Source organism: Nocardia sp. NPDC050712, assembly GCF_040654295.1.
Taxonomy (GTDB): Bacteria; Actinomycetota; Actinomycetes; order Mycobacteriales; family Mycobacteriaceae; genus Nocardia.
The window spans coordinates 108,875-120,665 of sequence record NZ_JBFAHT010000005.1; the positions used below are offsets into that span (position 1 = coordinate 108,875).

Annotated in this window: 12 protein-coding genes; 5 read left to right on the forward strand and 7 right to left on the reverse strand. The window is 67.5% G+C overall.

Annotated elements, in window-relative coordinates; all coding sequences use genetic code 11:
* Positions 1-6: 6 nt before the first annotated feature.
* The 4 genes from AB0H76_RS33240 to AB0H76_RS33255 all read right to left on the reverse strand — a co-directional run bounded on the left by AB0H76_RS33240 (position 7) and on the right by AB0H76_RS33255 (position 5,994).
* Positions 7-1,293, reverse strand: coding sequence for a MupA/Atu3671 family FMN-dependent luciferase-like monooxygenase (locus AB0H76_RS33240; protein WP_357331032.1), 1,287 nt, complete (start codon positions 1,291-1,293; stop codon positions 7-9).
* The gene (locus AB0H76_RS33245; protein ID WP_357331033.1) at positions 1,290-3,092 is read right to left on the reverse strand and encodes a fatty acyl-AMP ligase; all 1,803 of its coding nucleotides are present in this window, start codon (positions 3,090-3,092) and stop codon (positions 1,290-1,292) included. The genes AB0H76_RS33240 and AB0H76_RS33245 overlap by 4 nt, the downstream gene beginning before the upstream one ends.
* A 301-nt stretch (positions 3,093-3,393) precedes the next feature.
* On the reverse strand, positions 3,394-5,367 hold the full coding sequence (locus tag AB0H76_RS33250) for a S9 family peptidase (protein ID WP_357331034.1): 1,974 nt from the start codon (positions 5,365-5,367) through the stop codon (positions 3,394-3,396).
* Positions 5,368-5,409: 42 nt separating this feature from the next.
* A complete protein-coding gene (locus AB0H76_RS33255) occupies positions 5,410-5,994 on the reverse strand; it encodes a PadR family transcriptional regulator (RefSeq protein WP_357331035.1) in 585 nt (194 codons plus the stop codon).
* A 126-nt stretch (positions 5,995-6,120) separates the two neighbouring features.
* On the opposite strand from AB0H76_RS33255, the gene AB0H76_RS33260 reads away from it, so the two are divergent.
* Together AB0H76_RS33260 and AB0H76_RS33265 are read left to right on the forward strand one after the other, a co-directional pair.
* The gene (locus AB0H76_RS33260) at positions 6,121-7,956 is read left to right on the forward strand and encodes an acyl-CoA dehydrogenase (RefSeq protein WP_357331036.1); all 1,836 of its coding nucleotides are present in this window, start codon (positions 6,121-6,123) and stop codon (positions 7,954-7,956) included.
* Positions 7,957-8,114: 158 nt separating this feature from the next.
* Positions 8,115-8,330: a hypothetical protein gene (locus AB0H76_RS33265; RefSeq protein ID WP_357331037.1), complete on the forward strand. Its 216-nt coding sequence runs from the start codon at positions 8,115-8,117 to the stop codon at positions 8,328-8,330.
* Between the two features lie 19 nt (positions 8,331-8,349).
* Here AB0H76_RS33265 and AB0H76_RS33270 read toward each other — a convergent pair whose 3' ends face one another.
* Positions 8,350-8,652, reverse strand: coding sequence for a hypothetical protein (locus AB0H76_RS33270; RefSeq protein WP_357331038.1), 303 nt, complete (start codon positions 8,650-8,652; stop codon positions 8,350-8,352).
* Between the two features lie 64 nt (positions 8,653-8,716).
* Here AB0H76_RS33270 and AB0H76_RS33275 point away from each other — a divergent pair, with 64 nt between their 5' ends.
* Positions 8,717-9,388 (forward strand): helix-turn-helix domain-containing protein, encoded by a 672-nt coding sequence (locus AB0H76_RS33275; RefSeq protein WP_357331039.1) that lies wholly within the window; start codon positions 8,717-8,719, stop codon positions 9,386-9,388.
* A 9-nt stretch (positions 9,389-9,397) separates the two neighbouring features.
* On the opposite strand, the gene AB0H76_RS33280 is transcribed toward AB0H76_RS33275, so the two are convergent.
* Positions 9,398-10,015 carry a helix-turn-helix domain-containing protein gene (locus AB0H76_RS33280; protein WP_357331040.1) on the reverse strand — a complete coding sequence of 206 codons (618 nt, stop codon included), beginning with the start codon at positions 10,013-10,015 and terminating at the stop codon, positions 9,398-9,400.
* Between the two features lie 48 nt (positions 10,016-10,063).
* On the opposite strand from AB0H76_RS33280, the gene AB0H76_RS33285 reads away from it, so the two are divergent.
* On the forward strand, positions 10,064-10,831 hold the full coding sequence (locus AB0H76_RS33285; RefSeq protein ID WP_357331041.1) for an SDR family NAD(P)-dependent oxidoreductase: 768 nt from the start codon (positions 10,064-10,066) through the stop codon (positions 10,829-10,831).
* Positions 10,832-10,875: 44 nt separating this feature from the next.
* Here AB0H76_RS33285 and AB0H76_RS33290 read toward each other — a convergent pair whose 3' ends face one another.
* Positions 10,876-11,310, reverse strand: a complete 435-nt coding sequence (locus AB0H76_RS33290; protein ID WP_357331042.1) for a MarR family transcriptional regulator — start codon at positions 11,308-11,310, stop codon at positions 10,876-10,878.
* Between the two features lie 92 nt (positions 11,311-11,402).
* Here AB0H76_RS33290 and AB0H76_RS33295 point away from each other — a divergent pair, with 92 nt between their 5' ends.
* Complete coding sequence (locus AB0H76_RS33295) at positions 11,403-11,753, forward strand: DoxX family protein (RefSeq protein ID WP_357331043.1); 351 nt, start codon at positions 11,403-11,405, stop codon at positions 11,751-11,753.
* Positions 11,754-11,791 lie beyond the last annotated feature (38 nt).

Genomic DNA, 11,791 nt, shown 5'->3' on the forward strand with positions numbered 1-11,791 from the left:
CGAAACTCAAAGAGAACGTGCTTTGTCCGCGAGGGTGGCCAGCGATTGGAGACCGTCGAGCACGGTCGGGGTGGCCACCCCGAAGTCGATCAGGCAGGCGATCTCGCCGGCGCCCGCGCGGTGCAGGCTTTCGACCATCGGCAGCGCCGAATCCGGGGTGCCGAAGAGTCCGTTGCTGCGGTAGTACCGCTCGAAGGCGAAGTCCAGCACCTTGTTTCGCGACCGATCGTCCAAGGTGTCGAGGGCCTCCGCGCCCCGGCGCCACAGATCGACCGAATCCGCGAGGTAGCTCTTGAACGGTCCCCGCACCGTCTGCCGCACCGCGGCCTCGTCGGCGCCGACGAAGGTGTGCAGCATGACCGTGACCTTCCCGGCGCCGGGGTCGTGACCGTGGTTCTCCCGCGCCTTGCGATAGGCGGTGATCTTGTCCGCGAGTTCGTCCACGCTCTGGAAGAGCAGGGCGGTCAGCACATTCGCGCCGAGTTCACCGGCCATCTCGAAGCGCTCGATGCCACCGCTACAGGTCACCCAGGTGGCCAGGTCGGGCTGGATCGGGGCAGGGAAGATGCGCACCGACCGCGCTTCGCCCACACCGTTCGGCAGCGAGACCGACTCACCGCGCCACAGCTGCTGCACACTGGCCATCCCGGCTCGTGTGACGTCGACCCGGGATTGGTAATTGTCCGGCGCCAGCACGAAGTCATCCGGGTTCCAGCCGGTGGCGAACGCGACGTCCACGCGGCCGTCCGACAGATTGTCGACCACCGACCAGTCCTCGGCGACCCGCACGGGGTTGTGCAGCGGCAGCACCACACTGCCCGCCCGGATCCGCACCCGCTGCGTGATCGCGGCCAGGCCCGCCGCCAGCACCGCGGGATTCGGATACAGGCCGCCGAACTTGTGGAAATGGCGTTCCGGCAGCCAGATCGAGCTGAAGCCGTGCGCGTCGGCGAAGCGGGCGCTGTCGAACAGCAGCCGGTAGCGCTGCGACTCGGCGTGCTGCGCGTCGCTGGCGAAGAAGAACAGGCCGAACTCGAGACTGGTACCGGGGTCGCGGTGCCCGGCGACCGCCTCGACCAGATCGGCGACGCAGATGCCGGCGTAGATGTCCTCGGCGGAGAGTTCGATGCCGTACCGGTCTTCGAGCAGGGTCAGCAGCTCGGCGGCCTTGACCGAGTCCAGGCCGAGCGCGGTGAGCGGGGTGCGCGGGTCGACGGACTCGAGTCCCAGCCGCTGCTTCGCCCATTCCAGAAAGAGGGTCGTGGTCTCGGCATGGTGCTGCGACTCGCTCATATGGCCCTCGATTCGAATTCGTTGGCGTACAAGTGACGGAGGTGCGATCGGCGGATCTTGCCGCTGGTCGTTTTCAGCACCTGGCCCCGGCCGACGAATATCACCCGATACAGGGCCACGGCATGGTCGCGACTGATGGCGGACCGGATCGATTCCTCCAGCGCGGCACTGTCTTCGGTATTGTCCGCATCGAGCTCCTGCACGACGACCAGACGTTCTTCGCCGGCTATCTCGATCGACAACGCGGCACAACCGCCGCGGCGCAGAGTGGGATGCGTGGATTCGATGGTCCATTCGACATCCTGCGGGAACAGATTGCGCCCATTGATGATCATGACTTCTTTGAGACGCCCGCAAATGAAGAGATGATCGTCCACCGTGAATCCGAGATCGCCGGTCCGCAGATAGGAGGTACCGCTCTCCGCCGCGATCTCCGCCGCGAAAGTTCGCGTGCTCTCCTCGGGCTTGTTCCAATAACCCGAAGCGATACTCGCTCCGCTGAGCCAGATTTCGCCGACCCGCCCGGGTTCCACGCGCCGCATGGTCGCGGGATCGACGATCGCCGCGGCCCCCGCCTGAACCGGACCGTAATCGACCAGTTCCCGGCCATCCGGCTTTTCCACGACGAGGCCCGTTTCCAGATCCGCGCTCGAGAACGAACAGGTGCGCAGCCCCGAGCCGGCGGGTCCGCCACTCACATACAACGTGGCTTCGGCGAGCCCGTAACCCGGAAAGAAGCTCTCCCGGCGAAATCCGCTGGCGGCGAATTTCTCGGCAAACGTTTCCAGGACAGTCGGATTGACCGGTTCGGCCCCGACGAACGCGACGTTCCATTGCGACAGATCCAGCTGTTCGGCCTCGGCGGCCGATACCCGCTCGGCGCAAATGCCGTAGGCCAGATTCGGCCCGCCCGCAGTGGTATTCGTGTGCTGCGAGATCTCGCGCAACCAGAGCAGCGGTTTACGCAGGAACGTCTCCGGCGCCATGAGCGTCACCGGGTACCCGACGAACAACGGCGAGAGAATGCCCAGGATCAGGCCCATGTCGTGCGACGGCGGCAGCCAATGGATGGCCGAGGTGCTTTCGCTGTGCCCGAGGGCGCGCCGCAGGCACTCGAGGTTGTCCATGATGTTGCGGTGGCGCACCACCACACCCTTCGGGGAGCCGGTCGAACCCGAGGTGTACTGCAGGTGGGCTATGTCGTCGGCCTGGGGGAGCGCCTCGTCGAGCAGTGGCGAGGACGCACCGCGTTCGGTGTCCGCGCTGTCGATGATCTGCTCGTCCGACCAGCCGAGCAGGTCGCGCGCCACCGCCGCGGCCGATCGCGGCGCGATGACGGCCACGGCGCCGCTGTCGCGGGTGATCGCCGCCACGGTCTCGGAATGTCGTTGCGAGGTCGGCACATACAAGGGCACGGCGACGCGCCGGGTCAGCAGACAGGCGAAGAAGGCGTGCACCATATCCAGGCTCGGGGGACAGAGCAGCAGGATTCGATCACCCGGCGCGCTGATTTCCCGCACTCGAGCCGCCAATCCGGCCACCCGCTCCAGTAGGCGTGCGTAATCCTCGAATTCGCGGTCACCGTGACCGTCGATGAACGTGTAACCCGCCTGCCCGGGTTGTTCGGCAGCGCGGCGCACCAAGATATCCGCCAGCGTCGACGGACGCTCCGATAATTGTTCGTAACTCATCGACCTTCGACCTCCCGAATCAGCTCTAGCCACACTGGACGAACGACATTCAGGCCTGCGAAAAAAGGCACCCGGCAGCGGATGCGGACACGCGCCGCGGCAGGGCATCCTCGCATGCTGGGACCGACCGAGCGGCGCTCGGAGCCCGGCATGTCGAGGGACTCGGCGATCACAACCGCGGCGATATGGTGTTACACCATTGCGGGGTACACGCGCCTCGTGCTCGACTCCTTCAAGTCGAGAGTCTCGGAAGACAATTCGTCAGCGGCCCGATGGGACCGTATGACCTACCAACTGATGCGTGTACCCGTGCTCCTTTCGCGGTGGAGCACAACGGTAGTGGCCGAGGGTCGCGCTGGTTCGTCGGCGCGCCGAAGGGAGGGGAGAATCGCCCGGCGGCGCAATCCGGTCAGTTCGAGAGGTTCTCGACGGTGACCGTCTCGATGCCTTCGGCCGCCGGCAGGCCGAATCCGAATATCTGCGCGTAGAAGCTCAATTCGGAGTCCAATGCCCGGCGGATGTTCTCGGCCCGCCGGAAACCGTGCTGTTCGCCTTCGAAGAGGAGGTAGGCGACCGGGATCCCGCGCTTACGCAACGCGTCCACGATCATCTGTGATTGGTTCGGCGGCACCACGGCGTCTTCACTGCCCTGCAAGACGATCAGCGGACTGCGGAACTGCTCGACCCGGTGGATCGGTGACCGCTGCCGGTAGAGCTCGCGCTCGGCGGGGTAGGCGCCGATGAGGCCGTCCAGGTAGCGGCTCTCGAACTTGTGGGTTTCGGCGGCGAGGGCCTCGAGGTCGGCGACGCCGTAGTGGTCGGCGCCCGCCGAGAACGGTGAATCGGTGCGGGCCAGCGCGGCCAGGGTGGTGTAACCGCCCGCCGAGCCGCCGCGGATGGCGAGCCGGCGCGGATCGGCGCGCTCGTTGTCCGCCAGCCAACGGGCGGCCGCGATGCAGTCGGCCACGTCGACCACACCCCAGGCATCTTGCAGGAGTTCACGATAGGCGCGGCCGTAACCGGTGGAGCCACCGTAATTGACGTCCACGACGGCGAACCCGCGACTGGTCCAGTACTGGGTACTCGAGGCGAGCAGCGGCAGCGCCTGGGCGGTAGGACCGCCGTGGATCATGACCAGCAGTGGCGGCAGTTCGCCCGCGGGCCCGCGGTATCGACTGCTCGCGGGCGGGTAGAACAGCGCGTGTCCGGTGCGGGGTGCGCCCGCGCGATCGGTCGAGGGGAACGAGATCGGCTCCGGGATCGAGATATCGGTGGTCTCGAGACCGAGATCGCGTGGCGCACGCAGGGTTTCGACCTCGACGTCGGTGTCCGCGAAGGTGAGGCGATAGACCCCGAGTTCCGCGGTGGGTGTGCCCGCCACCACGACTACCGCGTTCTCGCCTGCCCGTTCGACCGCGGTGACGGCGGAGTAGGGCAGGTCCAGTTCGGTCACCGACCCGTCCGGGCGGCGCACCGCGAGACCGTCGTAGCCGTCGCGCCACCGGGCGAACACGATGCTGTCGTCGGCGAGCACGGCGTAGCGCGCCGAACCCAGTTGCCATGCGGGCATACCGATTTCGGCTTCGATCTCGATGACCGCCGCGACCGGCCCTCCGGGGGACCACTTGTAGAGGTTCCACCACCCGTTGCGGTCGGACAGGAACAGCAGCGAGCCGTCGTCCTGCCACCGCGGTTCCTGTACCGACTCACCCGGGCCGCCGGCCACGACGGTGTCGGCGCCGGTCGCCAGGTCGCGCACGCGCAGCACGGTGTCGTCCCACGGCATGGACGGGTGGTCCCAGGTGACGACGGCGAGCAGCGCGCCGTCCGGGCTCAATCGCGGTGCGACGACGAAATCGGGGCCGCTGACCAGGACCTCCGGCTGTGCCGGACGATCGGCCGACAGCCGCACGATCTCGTTGCGCACATCGACCGCGCCGCGCCCGCCGGCCGGATGGTGCTCCCGGATCGCCACGACGGTCGCACCGTCCGGACCGAAAGCGCCGTCGCCGTAGCGATCACCGCGTGCCACAGCCGGCTCGGGAGTCAAGGCGATCGACTCCCCGTCGCGCCCGATCCGGTACAGCCGCTGATCGTCCCAATTGACCACGAAGAGCACCCCGTCGCGCACCCACCACGCGGCGCCGCCGTATTCGTGCACCGCCGTCCGGGCGTTGATGCCCTCGGGCAGCAGATCGGTACGCGTTCCGTCGGGTGCGCAACGCACGATCTGCGTCCGGCCGCCCTCGGTGGGACGACCCTCCGACCAGTAGACCTCGGTACCGTCCACCCGCACCTCGCCGAGGCGCACCGCGGCGCTGACGACGCTCTCGGAGGTGATCGAGGTCGGCCAGGAACCGAAGGGCAGCACAGTGATCGTCACTCCGACAGGGTAGCTACCGCCGGCGGCGCCGCTCGGATGCTGTCATCCGGACTGGTTACCGCCCTCGGCGCGGGCGGCGGCATGCCGGTCGATGGCCGCGAGCGCGAAGTCGCTCCAGCGGAGATTCTCCTGCTCGAAGGCGATGCCGCGCAGCAGCGTGAGATACGGGCCGATCCGCTCCGCCTCGGCCAGGTAGGCCGGTTCGCTGCGCCCGTCCAGGAGCCGGGAGCGCAGGCGTTCGTAGCGGGCCAGTTTCGCCTTCGACCATTTCATCCGCTCGGTGATCGCCGCCCGGGCGGCGGGACCGTCCGCGCGGCTCATGCCCTGCACCTTCACCATCATCTCGTCGCGGATGGCGGTCGGCTTGACCGGCTCGGCGATGAACTCGTGCAGTGCGGCGTGCCCGGCCGCGGTGAGGGCGTGCAGGCGCTTGTTGGGGCGGCGCTCCTGTTCGACCACCCGGGTCTCGATGAGCCCGTCGGCGGCCATCTTCTCGAGTTCCTTGTACAGCTGCTGCGGCGTGGACATCCAGAAGTTGGCCACCGAGGCATCGAAGTCCTTGGCCAGGTCGTATCCGGACGCCTCCCCTTCCAGGAGCGCGGCCAGCACCGCGTTGCGTAGCGACATCCACGGAGGATAACACGCAGGTTGTCTAATCAAATTATTGTTTATGGTCAATATCGACAGCTGGTGATTGCCTGGCTAAGGTGCCAATTGATACTCAACTATTTGTCTATACAGCGAGAGGTCCCCATGGGTCACTACAGAAGCAACGTCCGCGATCTCGAGTTCAACCTGTTCGAGGTGCTCGGCCTCGAGGCGATCCTCGGTTCCGGTGACTTCGGGGGCCTGGACGCCGGCACCGTGCGCGCCATGCTCGCCGAAGCGGCGCGCCAGGCCGAAGGGCCGGTGGCCGAATCGTTCGCCGACGCGGACCGCCATCCGCCGATCTTCGACCCGGCCACCCACTCGGTCGCGATACCGGACAGCTTCAAGAAGTCGGTGCGGGTCTGGCAGGACTCGGAGTGGTTCCTGCTGGGAATGCACGAGAAACTCGGTGGCACCGCGGCCCCGTGGCCGGTGACCTGGGCGCTCAACGAACTGCTGCTCGGCGCCAACCCCGGCGTCTTCTTCTACATGCTGGGGCCGGTGATGGCCGACGTGCTCTACCGCGTCGGCAACGACGAGCAGAAGCGGTGGGCCGAGCTCGCGGTCGAGCGTCGCTGGGGTGCGACGATGGTGCTCACCGAACCGGACGCGGGTTCCGACGTCGGCGCCGGCCGCACGACGGCGCGCCGGCAGGAAGACGGCAGCTGGCATATCGACGGCGTCAAGCGCTTCATCACCGGCGCCGAGTCGGATGACCTGGCGGAGAACATCTTTCACCTCGTGCTCGCCCGCCCCGAGGGCGCCGGGCCGGGCACCAAGGGACTGAGCCTGTTCTTCGTGCCGAAGTTCCATTTCGACCCGGCCACCGGAGCTCTCGGCGACCGCAACGGCGTGTTCGTCACCAACGTCGAGCACAAGATGGGGCTCAAGGTTTCCGCGACCTGCGAGCTGACCTTCGGCGGGCACGGCTGCCCCGCCAAGGGCTGGCTGGTCGGTGACGTGCACAGCGGAATCGCCCAGATGTTCAAGGTGATCGAGAACGCGCGCATGTCCGTCGGCACGAAAGCGATCTCGACGCTGTCCACCGGATACCTCAACGCGCTGGACTACGCGAAGACCCGCGTCCAGGGCCCGGATCTGACCCGGATGGCCGACAAGAGCGCGCCGCGGGTGGCGATCATCCGCCATCCCGATGTGCGCCGCAGCTTGATGGTGCAGAAGGCCTACGCCGAGGGACTGCGCGCGCTCTACCTCTACACCGCCGCGCACCAGGATCCGGTCAGCGCCGCCCAGGTCTCCGGCGCGGACCCGGAATTGGCTCGGCGCGTCAACGATCTGCTGCTTCCGGTGGTGAAGGGCGTCGGCTCCGAGCGGGCCTACCAGTACCTGACCGAGTCGCTGCAGATCTTCGGCGGCTCCGGGTTCCTCCAGGACTATCCGATCGAGCAGTACATTCGCGACTCGAAGATCGACTCCCTCTACGAGGGCACGACCGCGATCCAATCCATGGACTTCTTCTTCCGCAAGATCGCCCGCGACCAGGGCGTCGCCCTGGCCCACCTCCAGGCCAAGATCTCGGACTTCCTGGAATCCGACACCGCGGACCCGCGGCTGGCGGAGCTGCGGATCGGTCTGGCGACGGCACTCGGACATGTCCAAGCGATGACCGAAAGTCTCTTCACCTATCTCATGGCCGCCCAGGCGCGGCAGGAAGAGCTGTACAAAGTCGGCCTCGGGTCGGTGCGATTCCTGATGGCGTTCGGCGATCTGCTCATCGGGTGGCGATTGCTCGAGCAGGCCGAGATCGCCCTCGCGGCCCTGGATGGCGAGCCCGCCGACGCCGAGCGCGAATTCTATGCGGGCAAGCTCGCCGTGGCCGACTTCTTCGTGACCACCGTGCTGCCGGACCTCGCCGCCGCCAGGCAGGTGGTGGCCTCGGTGCGAGCCGATCTGATGGAGCTTTCCGACGGGGCGTTCTGATTGCCGCGTGGACGTGGTCCATAATTCGCGGAAAGATTGCGGACTCCAAACACATTGAGGTGGATGGCGTGGCTCATCTGTACCTGATCGGTGCGTGGTTGTTCTATCCCGGTGTTGTGGTGATGGTTGCGTCCCGGCTGCTCAGACGGTACAGATCCGTGGTCTTTCAAACAGCCGCGCTGTCCTGGGCGGTCGGGTCGGCGCTGCTGGCGGCGTCGGTATCCGGGATCGCGGTCTCGCCCTGGGAGCAGCGGTTCTACGTCGCGGTGCTGGCCGGGTGCGCGGTGGGTGGTGTTCTGGCAGCCGGGGTTTCGCGCCGCAACGCCGGCCGGCAGCGGTGGGAGGCCGACCCGGATCAGGACTGCACGCCGTAGCCGCCCACGGGGTTGCTCGTCAGGCGTTCGGCGCGGCGATGAGCGTGCCGGTCGCGTGCACGACATCCAGATGCTCGACCGTCGGTTCGCCGGGGCGCGCGCCGGCGAACGCGGTGTCGACGGCGGGGTGGATGCGTTCTTCGAAGGCGCGGGCGCAGTGCGCCTCGGATTCCCAGACATCGATGTAGCGCAGCCCGCCGTCGGGACGGCGCACGCACAGATGCAGGAGCGAGCCCGCGAGTGGTTCCGGACCGAGCTCGTCGATGATCCGCTGGTAGAGCTCCTCGCCGATCGGGACGTCTTGAATGTAGGCGTAGACCATGGCCGTATCCCTTCAGAATTGATCCGAGTCGAGTTCGGATCAATATTGGGTAGGGTAGGCCTCGATGAACGACAACGTCAAGGACGGAAAGCGCCGCTACCACGCGCCGCAGCGCGCCGCGCAGGCGGCACACACGCGTCATGCGATCCTCGACGCCGCCCGGAGCCTGTTCGTGCGCAACGGCTACACCGCCACGACCGTGAGCGAGATCGCCAGGGACGCAGGCGTTTCCGTCGATACCGTCTACGCTTCGATCGGGCGCAAGCCGGTCCTGCTGCGAGAGCTGGTCGAGACCGCGCTCTCCGGCACGGATCAGGTGATTCCGGCCCAGCAGCGGGATTATGTGCGCGCGATCGGCGAGGCGCCGCGAGCCGAGGACAAGATCGCGATCTATGTCCACGCGCTGGCCGCGATCCAGCAGCGGCTGGCCCCGATCTTCCTGGCCTTGCGCGATGCCGCGGCGACCGACGCGTCCTGCGCCCGCGTCTGGGCCGAGATCGGTGATCGACGCGCTCGCAATATGCGGGAGTTCGCGGCGGATCTGCGCGGTACGGGGCAGTTGCGCGCGGATCTGTCCGATGACGAAGTCGCCGACATTCTCTGGAGCATGAACGCGACCGAATACTGGGTCTTACTCGTCGGTGAACGGGGTTGGACGCCGGAGCGCTTCCGGGACTGGGTCATCGAGGCCTGGACCCGCTCGCTGTTGATCGGTCCCGGGCCGAGCCGCGAGTAGCGTCTTCGCTCAGGTGTGTTCGGAGCTGGTCGACGGGTCGGCGCGCAGGCCGGGGAGCAGGTAGCGGCGCACATACCGCACGACCGCCGTGTGATCGTCCACATCGAGGGTGTCACCGGGTGTGGTGCCGAGGCTGATTTGCACGCGCGCAACCCATTCGGCGACCTCGGCGCGATCGTGACCGGGATGCACCTCACCCGCGGTCGCGGCCGCCTCGACATAGGGCCGCCAGAAGGCGGCCAGGTAGGGGACGAGGCCGCTGACTCCCGCTCCGGTACACAGCGCGAATTCCTCGGGCTCGTCCATCCGCAGTCGCAATGCCAGTGCGCCCGGGTCCGCGTACGCGCCGCGGCCGATCCGGACACCGGCCGCGAACTGCTCGGCGAACGTGGTGAGCTCGTCGAGCTCGGCGCGTGCTCCGTGCCAGAACGCGTCGTCGAGCCGGACGATCGCCGCGCCGAGCAGTGCGGTCTTGTCGGGGAAGTGGCGATAGAGCCACGCGCGCGAAACACCGGCCGCCGCGGCGATCTCGATCATCGTCGTCGCCCGGATTCCCTTGCGCGCCAGCAGCTCATGGGCAGCGAGGAGCAATCGGTCGGTGACGGTGGGTGCGTCCGTCTCACTCATCGGGCTCGCTTTCCAAGCGCTGTAGACATACTTCAGAATGTGTCTACCATGAGCGGCATGACTACAGCGCGCACCGCCCTGGTGATCGGCGGGGCATCGGGCATCGGCCTGGCCACCGCGCATGCCCTCGCCGCCGACGACTTCCGCGTCGTCATCGCCGACATCAACGAGACCGCCGCCGCCGCGGCCGCGGCCGCCCTCGGTGCGAGCGCCTCGAGTATCGCGATGGACGTCACCGACGAAGCCTCGGTCGCGGCCGGATTCGCCGGCGTGGAGAATCTGCACGCCGTGGTGAGTTGCGCGGGCCTGTCCATGATCGGCCCCCTCACCGACCTGGAACTCGCGAACTGGCAGCTCACCATCGACGTCTGCCTGACCGGCACCTTCCTGGTCCTCAAGCACGCCGGTCAGCGAATCGCCGACGGCGGCAGCATCACCTGCATCGCCTCGCTGAACGGGCGGCAGCCCGGCACCGGCATGGGCGCCTACTGCGCGGCCAAGGCGGGCGTGCTCAAGCTCGTCGAGGTCGCCGCACTGGAACTGGCCGAACGCCAGGTGCGCGTCAACGCCATCTCCCCGGGCCTGGTCGACACTCCGCTCGTCGCCGGTATCGCACTCGTCCCCGGCCTCACCGAGGACTACCTGGCCAACACCCCGCTGGGCCGCAGCGGACGACCCGAGGAAGTAGCCGACATGGCGGCATTCCTGGCCTCCGGCAAGGCGGCCTGGATGACCGGCTCCACCGTAGACCTCAACGGTGGCGCGCACCTGCGCAGCTACCCCGACGTCCTGGGCCACGTACGGGCCATGATGTAGCCCACCTACCGGGCGCTGAATCCGCTGATCGATTCAGTTTCTACTCAGTGCTCGCCGGCGCAGGCGGAGCCGGGGACTCGGACGCGGGCGAGTAGGCCGTAGAGGACGGTGATTTCGTCCGCGGTGAGGTCGGCGAAGAGTTCGGCCTCGACCTCGGCGACGGCCCGGTCCATCGCGGCGACGAAATCGGTGCCGCCGGAAGTGATCTCGACGATGTGGCGGCGGCGGTCGGCCGGGTTGCGGCGGCGCTCGGCCAGGCCCTCGGACTCCAGGTCGTTCAGGATCGCGACCAGGACGCTGGGATCGGTGCCGATGACCTCCAGGATTGCCTGCTGGCTCATCGCCCCGTTTTCGGCGAGCAGGGTCAGCACGTGGCCGTGGGCGGGTTTGAGGCTGTAGGCCGCCAGCGCCTTTTTGATCATCGTGCCGGCGGTCTGGCCGGACAGCGCCAGCGCCCATCCGGGGCGCTCCTCCATCATGGCCTCGACTGTAGCAGGATGCGGATAGTTGAAGATATTCAACGATCTGCTACCGTCCACGATGATAAATCGCCAAAGATTGGAATTCTCGCGTGTTCATCGCCTATGCCGTCGTCGGTATTCTGCTGTCCCTGATGCTCGTCGCCTCGGCGCGCGCCAAGCTCGTCCGTGATCCGAAGATCGTCGAGGGCATGGGGACCCTCGGCGTCTCCGCCCGCGCGCTCCCACTGCTCGCTGCCGCCGAGATCGCCGGCGCGGCCGGGCTGCTGATCGGCCTGTGGTTGGCGCCGCTGGGTGTGGCGGCGGCCATCGGTGTCGTTGCCTACTTCGTCGGCGCGGTCGCGGCGCACCTTCGGGTCGCCGACTACAAGAACACCCTTCCGGCGGCCGTCGGCTTGATCGTCGCGATCGCCGTCCTGGGCCTGCGCGTCGCCTCGATGTAACCCTGGGGCAGGGGCCCGCCGCGCAACCGGCAGACTGA

Excerpts from the sequence above, each read along its gene's own strand:
- AB0H76_RS33260 (WP_357331036.1), top strand. The coding sequence starts at position 6,121 with ATGGGTCACTACAGAAGCAACGTCCGCGATCTCGAGTTCAACCTGTTC.
- AB0H76_RS33255 (WP_357331035.1), bottom strand. The coding sequence starts at position 5,994 with ATGTCGCTACGCAACGCGGTGCTGGCCGCGCTCCTGGAAGGGGAGGCG.
- AB0H76_RS33245 (WP_357331033.1), bottom strand. The coding sequence starts at position 3,092 with ATGCCCTGCCGCGGCGCGTGTCCGCATCCGCTGCCGGGTGCCTTTTTT.
- AB0H76_RS33290 (WP_357331042.1), bottom strand. The coding sequence starts at position 11,310 with ATGATGGAGGAGCGCCCCGGATGGGCGCTGGCGCTGTCCGGCCAGACC.
- AB0H76_RS33270 (WP_357331038.1), bottom strand. The coding sequence starts at position 8,652 with ATGGTCTACGCCTACATTCAAGACGTCCCGATCGGCGAGGAGCTCTAC.
- AB0H76_RS33240 (WP_357331032.1), bottom strand. The coding sequence starts at position 1,293 with ATGAGCGAGTCGCAGCACCATGCCGAGACCACGACCCTCTTTCTGGAA.
- AB0H76_RS33285 (WP_357331041.1), top strand. The coding sequence starts at position 10,064 with ATGAGCGGCATGACTACAGCGCGCACCGCCCTGGTGATCGGCGGGGCA.
- AB0H76_RS33275 (WP_357331039.1), top strand. The coding sequence starts at position 8,717 with ATGAACGACAACGTCAAGGACGGAAAGCGCCGCTACCACGCGCCGCAG.
- AB0H76_RS33280 (WP_357331040.1), bottom strand. The coding sequence starts at position 10,015 with ATGAGTGAGACGGACGCACCCACCGTCACCGACCGATTGCTCCTCGCT.